The sequence below is a fragment of the Georgenia ruanii genome (genome assembly GCF_009193175.1).
Classification (GTDB): Bacteria; Actinomycetota; Actinomycetes; order Actinomycetales; family Actinomycetaceae; genus Georgenia; species Georgenia ruanii.
The window spans coordinates 1-12,571 of the sequence record NZ_VUKE01000019.1 but is presented as its reverse complement, the minus strand read 5'-3'; the positions used below and the strand labels follow the sequence as shown (position 1 = coordinate 12,571).

The 12,571-nt window shown below is 75.8% G+C and carries 12 protein-coding genes and 1 pseudogene; 6 read left to right on the top strand and 7 right to left on the bottom strand.

The window, feature by feature from the left end:
• Positions 1-110 precede the first annotated feature (110 nt).
• Both GD880_RS21185 and GD880_RS16490 read left to right on the top strand, forming a co-directional pair.
• Positions 111-239: pseudogene (locus GD880_RS21185) on the top strand (DNA-binding response regulator); the annotation flags it as partial.
• 261 nt (positions 240-500) lie between these two features.
• Positions 501-1,037 (top strand): MogA/MoaB family molybdenum cofactor biosynthesis protein, encoded by a 537-nt coding sequence (locus GD880_RS16490; protein WP_193314577.1) that lies wholly within the window; start codon positions 501-503, stop codon positions 1,035-1,037.
• A 20-nt stretch (positions 1,038-1,057) separates the two neighbouring features.
• Here the strand turns inward: GD880_RS16490 and GD880_RS16485 are convergent, their stop codons facing one another.
• The 6 genes from GD880_RS16485 to GD880_RS16460 form a co-directional block, all read right to left on the bottom strand.
• Positions 1,058-1,654 carry a class I SAM-dependent methyltransferase gene (locus GD880_RS16485; RefSeq protein ID WP_152232711.1) on the bottom strand — a complete coding sequence of 199 codons (597 nt, stop codon included), beginning with the start codon at positions 1,652-1,654 and terminating at the stop codon, positions 1,058-1,060.
• 103 nt (positions 1,655-1,757) lie between these two features.
• A complete protein-coding gene (gene mobA, locus GD880_RS16480; RefSeq protein WP_152232710.1) occupies positions 1,758-2,342 on the bottom strand; it encodes a molybdenum cofactor guanylyltransferase in 585 nt (194 codons plus the stop codon).
• Between the two features lie 13 nt (positions 2,343-2,355).
• Positions 2,356-2,826 carry a cyclic pyranopterin monophosphate synthase MoaC gene (gene moaC / locus GD880_RS16475; RefSeq protein WP_152232767.1) on the bottom strand — a complete coding sequence of 157 codons (471 nt, stop codon included), beginning with the start codon at positions 2,824-2,826 and terminating at the stop codon, positions 2,356-2,358.
• Positions 2,827-2,846: 20 nt separating this feature from the next.
• Positions 2,847-4,130 carry a molybdopterin molybdotransferase MoeA gene (locus tag GD880_RS16470; RefSeq protein WP_152232709.1) on the bottom strand — a complete coding sequence of 428 codons (1,284 nt, stop codon included), beginning with the start codon at positions 4,128-4,130 and terminating at the stop codon, positions 2,847-2,849.
• 44 nt (positions 4,131-4,174) lie between these two features.
• Positions 4,175-5,446 (bottom strand): molybdopterin-synthase adenylyltransferase MoeB, encoded by a 1,272-nt coding sequence (moeB, locus tag GD880_RS16465; protein ID WP_152232708.1) that lies wholly within the window; start codon positions 5,444-5,446, stop codon positions 4,175-4,177.
• A 111-nt stretch (positions 5,447-5,557) separates the two neighbouring features.
• Positions 5,558-5,992 (bottom strand): nitroreductase family deazaflavin-dependent oxidoreductase, encoded by a 435-nt coding sequence (locus GD880_RS16460; RefSeq protein WP_152232707.1) that lies wholly within the window; start codon positions 5,990-5,992, stop codon positions 5,558-5,560.
• Between the two features lie 201 nt (positions 5,993-6,193).
• Here GD880_RS16460 and GD880_RS16455 point away from each other — a divergent pair, with 201 nt between their 5' ends.
• From GD880_RS16455 to GD880_RS16445, 3 genes are all read left to right on the top strand, one after another.
• Positions 6,194-6,712 (top strand): DinB family protein, encoded by a 519-nt coding sequence (locus GD880_RS16455; protein WP_152232706.1) that lies wholly within the window; start codon positions 6,194-6,196, stop codon positions 6,710-6,712.
• A 154-nt stretch (positions 6,713-6,866) separates the two neighbouring features.
• Positions 6,867-7,442 (top strand): MarR family winged helix-turn-helix transcriptional regulator, encoded by a 576-nt coding sequence (locus GD880_RS16450; RefSeq protein ID WP_226909752.1) that lies wholly within the window; start codon positions 6,867-6,869, stop codon positions 7,440-7,442.
• Positions 7,439-9,172, top strand: a complete 1,734-nt coding sequence (locus GD880_RS16445; RefSeq protein ID WP_226909751.1) for an MDR family MFS transporter — start codon at positions 7,439-7,441, stop codon at positions 9,170-9,172. Before GD880_RS16450 ends, GD880_RS16445 begins: the two co-directional genes overlap by 4 nt.
• 178 nt (positions 9,173-9,350) lie before the next feature.
• Here GD880_RS16445 and GD880_RS16440 read toward each other — a convergent pair whose 3' ends face one another.
• The gene (locus GD880_RS16440; RefSeq protein WP_152232704.1) at positions 9,351-10,439 is read right to left on the bottom strand and encodes an alpha/beta hydrolase; all 1,089 of its coding nucleotides are present in this window, start codon (positions 10,437-10,439) and stop codon (positions 9,351-9,353) included.
• Between the two features lie 334 nt (positions 10,440-10,773).
• Between GD880_RS16440 and GD880_RS16435 the strand changes: the two genes are divergently transcribed.
• Positions 10,774-12,571, top strand: a 1,798-nt coding sequence (locus GD880_RS16435) for a DUF222 domain-containing protein (RefSeq protein ID WP_193314571.1), incomplete at its 3' end; no start/stop codon positions are given.

Here is a 12,571-nt window from a genome sequence, read left to right as displayed (position 1 = left end):
CAGCGGGCTGCGGCTGATCCTCGAGCTGGGCGGGGTCGAGGTGGTCGGGGAGGCGGCCGACGGCGCGGAGGCCGTCGCCCTCGCCGTCGAGCTGGAGCCGGACGTCGCTGATGGACGTGCGCATGCCCGGGACCGACGGTATCGAGGCCACCCGGCGGATCGTGGAGCGGGGCCGGCCCTGCCGCGTGATCATGCTGAACACGTTCGATCTCGACCGGCACGTCTACGACGCGCTCACGGCCGGTGCGTCGGGGTTTCTCCTCAAGGAGGCCTCGGCGCAGCAGCTGGTGGGTGCGGTCGGGCGGGCGGCGGACGGCGAGGCGCCGCTGGCGCCGCCGGTGCTGACGCGGATAATCCACCGGTACCTGGAGCGGGCGCCCGCGCCCGAGCCAGCAAACCTGCAGTCGCTCAGCCCCCGTGCAGGCGGTGCTCCTGGCCCACCGGCACGGCGTGACCGGCCATGTCGCTGGCTGGGCCGGGCGCCCCGATACCGTGGACCCGTGACCAGCGATGACGACGGCGGAAGCACCCGCGGGGACCACGGCCGCGTGGCCGGCGCGGTGATCACCGTGTCCGACCGGTGCGCCCGCGGCGAGGCGGAGGACCGCTCCGGCCCGCTCGCCGCGGCGTTGCTGGCCGAGGCCGGGGTGAGCGCGGAGGTCGTCGTCGTGCCCGACGGCGTCGACAGCGTCCGCCGGGCGATCCGCCGGGCGCTCGCGGCCGGCGCGCGGGTGGTGCTCACCACCGGCGGGACCGGCATCGGGCCGCGAGACCTCACCCCCGAGGGCACCGGCCCGCTGCTCGTCCGCGAGCTGCCCGGCCTGGCCGACGCGATCCGGGCCCGCGGCGCCGCGACGGTGCCCGCCGCGGTGCTCTCGCGCGGGCTGGCCGGCATCACGCCCGGGGCGGGCGGCGAGGCGCTGGTGGTCAACGCGCCGGGGTCGCCGGGCGGGGTGCGCGACTCCGTCGCCGTCCTCGCCCCGCTGGTCCACCACATCCTCGACCAGCTCGGTGGCGGCGCGCACGAGCCGTCGTGACGGCGGCGGCGCGCTGACGCCTACGCCGCCAGGCGGAGCCGGTACCACCGCGGTGAGGTCCGCGTCAGCGGCCATCCCAGCCCCGTGGTGTCCGCGGCGTCGACCGAGAGCATCTCCCAGCCGTCGAGGGCGCCCTCGATCTCCGCCCGGCTGACGCCGCCGATGACGGACCGGATCGGCGTGGCCCCGAAGGCGAGCATCAGCAGCGTGGCCCCCGGGTTGGCGAGCGCCGAGACGCCCCGGCCCTCGGCGAGGCGCTGCTCGGGGTTCAGGCCCTGGAAGCAGCCGACGTCGAGGAAGAGGTCGAACGTCCCTAGCTCGCTCGGCGCCAGGTCCGTCACGTCGCCGACCACGAAGGTGGCACCGGAGATGCGCCGGCGCCTGGCGTCATCGACCGCCCGCGGGACGACGTCGACCCCCACGACCTCCCACCCTCGCCGCGCGAGCCGGGCGCTGTGCTGGCCGCGGCCGCAGCCGAGGTCGAGGGCTCGACCGAGCGGGCGGGACCGTCCGGTCTCCTCCCGCGCCAGCAGGGGGTCGACATGGGCCCGGGTCACCCTCCCGTGGTGCTCCCACGGGGTGAACCCCAACCGGTAGGCGAGGGAGTATCCCTTCATCGGGCCGACCTCCCTTGGCCGCCGACGGGGCGCGGACGTCGATGAGCGGACCGTACAGCGACCCGCGGGCCACCGGGCGCGCTTTGCCCGGCGCGACCCGCCGTCAGCCGAGCGAGTCCAGGTCCGCCCAGGTGTCCACGTCCGCCGCCTCCTGGCCGCGGGCGGGCACCGCCACCAGGCGCAGCGGGGCCACCAGGGCCCGCACCGAGGACCCCCGCCGCCCGGACGCCAGGGCGTCGAGCCGGCCGCGCAGCGCGTCCGTGCGGTAGACCGCGACCAGCCACTGCAGGTACCCCGAGGCGTCGCGCAGGCACGCGCCGTCGGCCCCCTCACCGACGGCGGCGAGCAGGCGGGGAACCGCGCCGCCGGCGAAGGGCACGTCGCAGGAGAGCACGAGCAGCAGCGGCGCCGTGCCGCTCCCGCCGGCCGGGTGCCCGTCCAGCGCCGCCAGCCCGGCGGCCAGCCCGGCGACCGGGCCGCCGTGCGGGGGGTCCTCGAGGGTGCGGACGACGCCGTCGGGCACCGCCACCGACTCCGGCGCGACGACGACGACCCGGCCCGCCCCGGCGGTGGCGGCGAGGGTGTGGTCGAGCAGCCGGCGCCCGCCGAGCTCGACGTCGGGCTTGGACACGCCGTCGAGCCGGCTCGCGGTGCCGCCGGCGAGGACGATCGCGTCGAATGAGGGCATCGGGGCGCTCACGTCAGCTCGGGCGGCGCCAGTCGCCGGAGCGGCCGCCGGACTTGGCGACCACCTTCACCCCGGTGATCTCCGCGGAGCGGTCCACGCCCTTGACCATGTCGACGACGGCGAGGGCGGCCACCGAGACCGCGGTGAGGGCCTCCATCTCCACCCCGGTGCGGTCGGCGGTGCGCACGGTCGCGGTGATGACCACCCGGTCCTCGGCGAGCTCGAGGTCGACGGCGGCGCCGTGCACGCCGATGGTGTGCGCGAGCGGCAGCAGCTCGGGGGTCTTCTTGGCGGCGGCGATGCCGGCGATGCGTGCGACGGCGAGCACGTCGCCCTTGGGCACGGTGCCCTCGCGCAGCGCCGTCATGACCGTGCGGCTGCAGCGGACCTCGCCGGTGGCGACGGCCTCGCGGACGGTGGGCTGCTTGCCCGTGACGTCGACCATCCGGGCATGGCCGGCCGCGTCGAGGTGGGTCAGGCGCAGCTCGCGCCCGTCGGTGCTGGTCACGGCACCATCATGACGCGCACGGCGTCCCCCTCTCGCACTGCGTCCACCTCGGCGTCGACGACGGCGAGGGCGTCGGCCTGGGCCAGGGACGCCACGAGGTGCGAGCCGGAGCCGCCCGCGGTGGCCGGGCGCACCCGCAGGGCGCCGGTGTCGTCCGTGCCGTCGACGACCACGGGCATGTACTGGCGGCGCCCCGGCGGGCAGCGCCAGCCGGTGGCGGCGACGGCCGCGGCGGGCGCGCCGGCGTCGGCCACCAGGGCGCGCAGGCGGCTCAGCGCGGGCGCGACGAACACCTGGAAGCTCACGAAGACGCTCACCGGGTTGCCCGGCAGGCAGAAGATCGGCACGCCCAGCCCCGGGTCGCTCGGCGCGCCGGGCCCGGCCTCCGCGCCCTCGCGCAGCACGCCGAAGCCCTGCGGCTTGCCCGGCTGCATGGCCACCTGGTCGAAGGTCACCTCGCCCAGCGGGGCGAGGACCTCCTTGACGACGTCGTACGCCCCGGCGCTGACCCCGCCGGTGGTCACCACGGCCTCCACCCGGCCCAGGTTCTCGGCGAGCCGGGCGCGCAGGGCGGCGGCGTCGTCGGCCACCGCGCCGAGCAGCACCGGCACGGCGCCGGCCTCCCGGACCATGCCGGCGACGAGGACGTGGTTGGAGTCCGGGATCTGCCCGGCGCCGGGCGTCTGCCCGGGCGGGACCAGCTCGGAGCCGGTGGACAGCACCCCCACGCGCACCGGGGGGTGGACGAGCAGCGTGCCGTGCCCCACGGACGCGGCGGTGGACAGGTCGCGGGCGCGCAGGGGCGTGCCCGCGCGCAGCACGACCGCGCCGGGGGAGACGTCCTCCCCGGCCCCGCGCAGGTGGGCGCCCGGCGCGGCGGGCCGGCGGACCTCGACGACGGCGGGCAGCTCCTGGCCCGGGCCGGCCGCCTGGTCGGTGTGCTCGACGGGCACGACGGCGTCGGCGCCGGGCGGGACGGGGGCGCCGGTCATGACCCGCACTGCGGTGCCGGGCTCGACCGGCGGGCGTGCGGCGGAGCCGGCCGGCACGTCCCCGACCACGCGCAGCCGCACCGGCGCGCCGTCGTCCGCCGCGGCGACGTCGGCGGCCCGGACCGCGAAGCCGTCCATGGCGGAGTTGTCGAACGGCGGGACGGCGAGGAGGGCGGTGACCTCCTCGGCGAGCACGCACCCGTGGGCCTGGTCGAGCGGCAGGCGTTGCGGAGCGAGCGGCCGCACGGCGGCGAGGACGCGCTCCAGGTGCTGCTCGACGGTGATCATGCGACTCCTCGGGGCGGTGCTTGGGGGACGGTCGGACGGGACGGTCAGTAGGTGGGCAGGGTCGGGTCGACGTCCTCGACCCAGGCGAGCACCCCGCCGGAGACGTTGACGGCCCGGGCGCCCGCGTCGCGCAGGGCGCGCACGGCCTCGGCGGAGCGCTGCCCGCTGCGGCAGTGCACGAGGAGCTCGCGGCCGGCCCCGCCGGGGTGGTGCAGACCGAGGCGGTGGACGGTGGCGTCCGGGTCGGCCAGCACCTCGCCGAGCGGGACGGACAGCGCCCCGGGGATCGCCACGATGCCACGCTCGGCGGGCTCGCGGACGTCGAGCAGGACGAAGTCGTCGTCCCCGCCCTCGCGCCGGGCCAGGCGGCGGGCGAGGTCGGCGGCGGAGATCGCGGGGAGCGCGGGCTCGGCGCCGGCCGCTTCCGCAGTCGGGGCGGCCGGGGCGACGGCGCACGCGGCGGCCGTCGAGCCCGCCGGGCTGCCGGCCGGGTCGTAGCCGAGCTCGGCGACCGTCTGCGGGCGGCGGGCGCCCGGGCGGGGGCGTAGGGGGATCTCGTTCCACCGCGCGCCGAGCGCGTCGAGGACGAGGACGCGCCCGAGCAGCGGCTCGCCCGCGCCGGTGATGAGCTTGACCGCCTCGGTCGCCATGACCGACCCGACCTGCCCGCACATCGCCCCGAGCACGCCGGCCTGCCCGCACGAGGGCGTCGTCCCGGGCGGGGGCGGGGAGGGGAACAGGTCGCGCAGCGTGACGGCGGGGGCGTCGCCGCCCGCGGCCGGGCGCGGCCGGGACCAGAACACCGAGACCTGGGCGTCGAAACGCAGGATCGAGCCCCACACGAGCGGGATCCCGAGGTCCGCGCAGACGTCGTTGACCAGGTACCGGGTGGGGAAGTTGTCGGTCCCGTCCAGGACGAGGTCGTAGCCGGCGACGACGTCGCGGGTGTTGGCGGCATCCAGGCGCAGGTGGTGGCGCTCGACGGTGACCTCGGGGTTGAGTGCGTGGACCTTCTCGGCGGCGGAGTCGACCTTGGGACGTCCGACGTCGGCCTGGGTGTGGATCACCTGGCGCTGGAGGTTGGAGGCGTCGACGACGTCGTCGTCGACCACGCCGATGTGCCCGACGCCCGCGGCCGCGAGGTAGAGCAGGGCCGGAGCGCCGAGGCCGCCGGCGCCCACGACCAGCACGCGGGCGGCGAGCAGGCGGCGCTGGCCCTCCGGCCCGAGCTGCCCGAGCAGGAGGTGGCGGGAGTAGCGCTGGACCTGCGCGTTCGTCAGCGGCGGGCCCGGCTCGACCAGGGGCGCTAGCGGCATGCCCACACTGTAGGCGCCGGGACGACGACCGACGCCGGACCTCCGGCCGGGGCGGGCGGCTCCGGGGTGTGCCGTGCCGGCCCCGTCGCCGTCAGTGTGCCCACTCGCTCGTCAGGCGCGCTCGAGCACGAAGAGCGGGATCTCCCGGTCGGTCTTCTCCTGGTACTCGGCGTAGGCGGGGAAGGCCTCGACGGCCCGCTCCCACCACAGCGCCTTCTCGGCGCCGGTGACCTCGCGAGCCACCATGTCCCACTTCTGGGGCCCGTCCTGCAGCTCGACGTCGGGGTTGGCGCGCACGTTCCAGTACCAGGTGGGGTGCTTCGGCGCCCCGCCCACGGAGGCGACCATCGCGTACGCGCCATCGTGCTCGACGCGCATGAGCGGGACCTTGCGCAGGTTGCCCGAGCGCGCGCCGCGCACGGTGACCAGCACGCACGGCCTGCCGTGCAGCGTGGTGCCCTCGGTGCCGCCGGAGCGCTCGTAGAGCTCGACCTGGTCGCGCACCCACTGACGAGGGCTGGGTTCGTAGGTTCCGGTGAGAGGCATGGCCGCAGTCAACCAGCAGCGCCGGGCGTCGCGCGAGCGGCACCCACCGGGAGGCGCGGTGAGTCGCTCGCGCCGGGACGTGCGGCGAGATGCTCGCACCGGGAAGCGCCGCGCCGACCGGGCCGGCCGGCGCGAGAACGCCGTAGCCTGCCGGGTGCGGCGGGCGCCGCCGGCCGACCGAGCGACGGGAAGGGGCCACGCATGGCGATCGAGGGAGACACCAAGGACTGGACCTGGGTGCTGCACCGGCGCTGCGAGGAGTGCGGCGTGGAGGCCGGCCGCGAGGACCCGGCGAGCGTGCCCGCCCTGCTGCGTGACGCCGTCGGGCGCTGGCAGGAGGTGCTCCGGCGACCGGACGCCACCGTGCGGCCCGATGACTCGACGTGGTCACCGCTCGAGTACGCCGCCCACGTCCGCGACGTGTGCGGGGTGTTCGACGGCCGCCTGCGGCTGATGCTCGAGCAGGACGGCCCGACCTTCCCCAACTGGGACCAGGACGCCGCCGCGGTGGAGGGGGACTACGAGCACGAGGCTCCCGCGCGGGTGGGGGAGGAGCTGGCCGCCGCCGGTGCCGCCGTCGCCGATGCGTTCGCCGCCGTGCCGCTCGAGCGGTGGCAGCGGCGCGGGGTGCGCAGCAACGGCTCAGAGTTCACCGTGGAGACGCTGAGCCAGTACTTCATCCACGACGTGCTGCACCACCTCCACGACGTGCGCCGGTGAGGACGGTCCGGGGGGAGGGGTGCCTCCGGACGTGGCGTCGGCGAGGGGGCCGGGCAGGACACTGGTCCGGCATGCGGCGTCGTCGAGCGGGCTATGGCCAACGGCACATGCGGCCATATAGATGCATGGTGCATGTAGGCGTACTGTGGAATGCGTGCCACAAGCGCCTGAATCTCCTCGCCCCGTTGGGTCTCCGCGTGAGGCTGCCGATGACCTGCTTGCCCAGCTCGTCAGCCTGAGCCGGCGGTCCCGCAGCTTCAGCACGGCGGTCGCCCACCGGTGCGGGCTGCAGCCCTCGCAGATCCACCTGCTGTTCAGCCTCTACCGCGCGACGGAATGCCGTGTCGCGGCTCTCGCGGAGCAGCAGCTCGTCGACCCCTCGGTCGCGAGCCGGCAGATCGCCGGTCTTGAGAGGGAGGGGCTGCTCGGCCGCCGTCCCGACCCGGAGGACGGTCGCGCCTCGCTCGTCTCGCTGACGGACGCGGGGCTCGCCCGCCTCGAGCAGGTCCGCGAGCTGCACATGGGGGCGATGGCGCAGGCGGTCGCGGGCTGGCCCGCCGAGCGGATCTACCGCATGGCGCACGACCTGGAGGAGCTGATCGGCAACGCCGAGCACGCATACCAGGCCCTGAGCGGCCCTGAACCGGTGGACGACCCCGGCGCCTCCCGCGCGGCGGCGAACCTTTCCGGCGACCAGCCGGCAAACGAACTGAAAAAGGAGCTCTCTTGAGCGATAAGGACCTGACGACCCGGAGGGCCTATGCCGGGATGACCGTCGAGGAGGCGGCCAAGGCCCACCACGAGCACCGCCAGATCCTCAAGGTGCTCACCGGCCTGCTGCTGGCGATGTTCGTCGGCAACCTCTCCGGCACGATCGTCGGCAACGCGCTGCCTGTGATCGTCGGCGAGATCGGCGGCACGCAGCAGCAGTACACCTGGATCATCACCTCGACGATCCTCGCCTCGACCGCGATCACGCCCATCGCCGGGAAGCTGGCCGACCTCTTCGACAAGAAGAAGCTGCTCCTGGCCTCGATGGTGGTCTTCATCGCCGGGTCGATCCTCGCCGGCCTCTCCACCTCGGCGGGGATGCTCATCGGCGTCCGGGTGCTCCAGGGCATCGGCATGGGGGCCAACATGGTCCTCACCCAGATCATCATCGCGACGATCATCCCGCCGCGGCAGCGCGGTCGGTACAACGGCTACATGGGCGCCGTCATCGCGGTCGCCACGGTGTCCGGGCCGCTGGCCGGCGGTCTCATCGTCGACGTCCCCTGGCTGGGCTGGCGCTGGTGCTTCTGGGCGACCGTGCCGTTCATGCTCGCGGCGATCGCCGTCGTCATGCGGAACCTGCACGTGCCCGGCAAGGGGCGGCCGGGCGCCAAGGTCGACTACCTCGGCGCGCTGCTCATCTCCCTCTCCGCGACGCTGCTGCTCATCTGGGTCTCCTTCGCGAACCACGAGTTCGCCTGGGTTTCCTGGCAGACGGCCGTCATGCTCGGCGCCGCGGCGGTCGCCGCCGTGCTGTTCGTGATCGTCGAGCAGCGCGTCAGCGAGCCGGTGGTCCCGCTGCGGATCCTCTCGGACCGGACGACGGCGCTGGCCATCGTCGCCAGCCTCGCGGTGGGCACGGCGCTGTTCGGCGCGAACGTCTTCCTCGGCCAGTACTTCCAGATCGGCCGCGGGTACTCCCCGACGATCGCCGGCTGGCTGGGCCTGCCGCTGATGTTCGGGCTGCTGATCTCCTCGACCGTGGCCGGCCGGTGGGTCACCGCGAGCGGCCGGTGGAAGCCGTACGTCGTCGGCGGCGTGGCCCTGCTGGCGGCGGGCATGGGGCTCATGGCGATGGTCGGGGCGGACACCAGCGTGGTGCTGATCGGGGTCTTCCTCTTCATCGCCGGCCTCGGGCTCGGTGCCTCGATGCAGAACCTCGTCCTGGCCGTGCAGAACAGCGTCTCGCTCGGCAACGTCGGCGCGGCGACCTCGACGGTGACGTTCTTCCGGTCCCTCGGCGGCGCCATCGGCATCCAGCTGCTCGGCGCCGTCTACGCCCAGCAGGTCACCTCGCTGACCAGCACCAGGCTCGCCGCCCAGGGCGTGGACGTCAGCGGGATGGACAGCTCGACGTCGTCGCTGGACCTCAGCCAGCTCCCGGCGGGGGTCGCCAACGTCATCCACAGCGCCTACGGCGACGGCATCGGCCTGGTGTTCGGCATCGCGGCCATCGTCTCGGTCATCGGCCTCGTGGCCGTGCTCTTCATGAAGGGCACCGAGCTGCGCAACACCTGGGAGGTCCCCGCCCGCAGCCAGCGGGTCATCGAGGAGGTGGCCGGGCAGCCGGACAAGCCGGGCGTCCCCAGCGCCGCCGCGATGGCTTCCGTGGACGCCACCGTGCCGGCGTCGCCCGCAAGCGACGCGGACGATCTCGACGACGTCGGCGCGCGGGGGCCGCGCGACTGACGACGACGGCGACCACGAGGGCAGCGCACCGCCGGTGCGCTGCCCTCGCGGCGTTGGGGCGCGGGGCGCCTCGGCGGCTTCGGCGCCGGCGGGGTGCTGCGCCGTCGGTCCTGGTGGGTTGACGCGGTCGGCCGGCGTGGGTGTGACGCCGTCGGCCGTCGCGGGTGCTACGCGGGTGCTACGCCGGCTGACCCGCCGCGCGCCGCGCCGCCTGCTCGTCGAGCCGCAGACCCGCCCACTCCACCGCGCCGCGGGTGTAGTACTCCCGCGACGCCCCCGCGGAGAGGGCCAGGTCGTGCACGCCGCCGGGGACCTGCATGATCGTCACGTCGGGCCCGAGCAGCGGGGCACGGTGCAGCATCTGCTCGACGCTGAGGACGACGTCGGTGGTGCTCACCTCCGCGGGACCCGGGTAGCGCGGGTGGCCGGAGCGCGTGGAGCAGCAGAGCAGCACCGGCTCCTGGATGTCGAGGCCGCGGGCGATCTCCGCCTGCGCGCGGCGGACAGCGCGGATGAACCCGGCGCGCACCGGGAAGCCCGCGAGCGGCTTGAGCGTGAGGTCGTAGGTCCACTCGCCGCCGCTGTCGGCGTGGAGGTGCCGCCCGTAGGCGTCGCCGAGCTTGCCGACCGGCAGGCTCGGCAGCCACGCGCCCAGCCGGTCGAGGAGTGCGGTGCCCACCGTGCGCTCGAGCCAGCTGCGGTTGAGGTCCAGCCAGGGAGAGTTGAGGACGACGACGTCCACCGTCCCCGGGTGGTCCGACGCCCACAGCACCGCCTGCAGGCCACCGGTGGAGTGGCCGAGCAGGACCACCTGGCGTGCCCCGGCCGCTCGGATGAGGTCGAGCGCCGCCTGAATCTCCTCGTCGTGTACGCGCAGGTCCCGGACGTCGTCAGGGCGTGGATGGCCGTTGGTCGAGCGGCCCGCCCGGCGCATGTCGAGCGCGTAGAAGTCGTAGCCGGCGTCGATCCACGACTGGGCGTGGTGAGCTTGGAAGAAGTAGTCGACGAACCCGGACAGATAGAGCACCGCTCGCTCCCGACGTCCCGCGTCGTCGTGGTGCACGAGGGTCGCCACGTCGGGCACCGACGCCTCCTCGCCGCCGTCGGTGAGGCGGCCGAGCGGAATCGTCCGCGCCACCCATGGCGGCCCTAGGACGTCCTCGCGGGCGTCGGGAGCGAGCGGCGGATGGGCGTCGCGGGCGGGGAGGTCGCCTGTCGTGGGAGCGGGAGCGGGAGCGTCGCGCGTGACGTCATCGGAGGCGCTCATGGGTCGATCATGTCAGCCGCGCTCGCCGGTCCGTGGTGAACCCGTCAGGTGGTGTTCGCGCGGTTCGCGGTGAATCTGCCACCAGGTGTACCTAGGCCGCGACCTGCCAGCGGCTGCTTTCAGGCGCACACCAGCCACCGCTCACTCGCTCGGCGCCGCTGTCGCCGGTGTTTCCACAGGGGTGGTGGGTGTCGTGGTCGGTGTGGGTGGGTCGTTCTAGGCTGGACGTATGTTCGAAGAAGAGCGGGGTGGGGGTGCCGTGCCGGGCGGGGATGCCGGGGCGTGTTGCGAGGTGGCGGCGGACCGGCGGGTGTGTGGGCACATGGAGGCGGTCATGGCCGCCGCGCGGGCCGAGGTCGAGGCGGAGGAGGCCGCGGAGCGGGCGGCGTGGGCGGCGGGCCCGGTGCTGGAGGCGCGGGCGGCGGCGATCGAGGGGGACCGGCACGCGCGGGCGCTGCTGGGCTGGTGGGACGAGGAGGAGTGGGAGGCGGCGGCGGCGCGGGAGGAGTGCCCGGAGTCCTTCGCCCCGGCCCCGCCGGCGCCGGCGGCGTCGGTGCCGCCCCCGCCGGGGCGGGCCGGGTGCCTGGCGCAGGACCTGCCCGCGGCGGTGCTGGCGGAGATGGCGCCGGACGCCCAGCTGGCGGCGGTGCTCGAGGGGGTGGACGTGGCCGCCTTGGACCCCTACGCGGGCGTGGAGGTGGTGGCAGCGTTCAAGCGGGTGGAGGCGTGGGCGGCGGGGCGGGCGGCGCTGGCGGCGGCGGAGCTGGCGCGGATGCCGGCGATGAGCGCCCAGCGGATCATCGCCCCGGGGGTCAGCGGGGAGGTCAACGGCACGAGCGCGGAGCTGGCGATGCGGTTGGCGACCACCCGGGCCGAGGCGCGGCGGTTGGTGGCGGTGGGGGCGGGGCTGCGCGGGAGCTTCGCGGAGACGGGCGAGGCGTTGTTGGCCGGGGTGCTCGACTGGCGCAAGGCGGCCACGATCGTGCACGCGTTGGGGCCGGTGGCCGATGACGTGGCCTGGACGGTCCAGCACGACGTGCTGGTCACGGCGGCGGGGCGCACGCACAACCAGATCACCCGGGACCTGGCCCGCGAGCTGGTCAAGGTGGACCCGGAGGAGGCGGCGGCGCGGCACGCGCGGGCGGTGCGGGGCCAGCACGTGACGCATCCGCGGGCGTTGGTCGACGGGATGGCGTCGATGTATGTGGTGGCGGGGGCGGAGGACGCGGTCCCGTTCGATCTGTTGTTGACCAACGCCGCGCGGGCGGCGCGGGCGGACGGGGATCCGCGCAGCGTGGACGTGCTGCGCGCGGAGGCGTTGTTCGCGCTGGCCGCCGGGGCGTTGCACACCGGCACCGCGGGCCCGCCGGCCGGGCACTGCACCTGCCCGCGTCACGACCCCACCGACCACCTCACCCCGGGCGGCGCCGACGCCGACAGCGACGGCGACGGCGACGGCGACCGCGGCGACAACGGGAGCGCGGACCGCGAGGGCGGCCCGCCCGACGACACCACCGGCGCGAGAACCGGGAGTGACGGCGCAGCGGCCAGCGGCAGCGACGCGGGCGGGGATGTCGCCGGCGCCACGAGCGGCCCCGAGGGCGTCGCCAGCGGCGGAAGCGGCCCGGATCGCGCCGCCGGCACGGCCGGCGCCGCGGAGGCAGGCGCGACACCGGCCGGCTCCCGCGCCGACGCCGATCCGTCCGCGGCCGATCCGCCCGGCGGTGGCCATGCCGGCGCCGATGGCCGTCCACCCGATGCCGATCCGCCGGAGGCCGATCCGCCAGACGCCGATCCACCGGGCGCGGGCCCGCCCGCCGCGACCGCGGGTGCCGGTGCCGGTGGTGGTGGTGGTGCGCCTGCCGCGCGGCTGCCCGGTGGTGGCTCACCGCCAGCGGCGGGGGAGGCGGTGCTCCCGCCGATCCACCTGCTGATGCGCCAGCGGCGCGGGATGCGCCTGGGTGACCCGGGCATCTTCCGCACCGAGGTGCGCGTGAGCGTGCCCATCGACCAGCTCCTGCCGCCCGCCGACGCCGCGCCCGGCGCCGCGCCCACCGGCCCCGCCGGGGCCGCGGCAGCGACGGCGGGCGCGCCGGCCGGGACCGGCGCCGACACCGGCGCGGCGGGCGCCG

Bases quoted from the DNA above. Each gene is read 5' to 3' on its own strand.
- GD880_RS16485 (WP_152232711.1), bottom strand. From the start codon at position 1,654: ATGAAGGGATACTCCCTCGCCTACCGGTTGGGGTTCACCCCGTGGGAG.
- mobA (WP_152232710.1), bottom strand. From the start codon at position 2,342: ATGCCCTCATTCGACGCGATCGTCCTCGCCGGCGGCACCGCGAGCCGG.
- GD880_RS16470 (WP_152232709.1), bottom strand. From the start codon at position 4,130: ATGATCACCGTCGAGCAGCACCTGGAGCGCGTCCTCGCCGCCGTGCGG.
- moeB (WP_152232708.1), bottom strand. From the start codon at position 5,446: ATGCCGCTAGCGCCCCTGGTCGAGCCGGGCCCGCCGCTGACGAACGCG.
- GD880_RS16460 (WP_152232707.1), bottom strand. From the start codon at position 5,992: ATGCCTCTCACCGGAACCTACGAACCCAGCCCTCGTCAGTGGGTGCGC.
- GD880_RS16455 (WP_152232706.1), top strand. From the start codon at position 6,194: ATGGCGATCGAGGGAGACACCAAGGACTGGACCTGGGTGCTGCACCGG.
- GD880_RS16440 (WP_152232704.1), bottom strand. From the start codon at position 10,439: ATGAGCGCCTCCGATGACGTCACGCGCGACGCTCCCGCTCCCGCTCCC.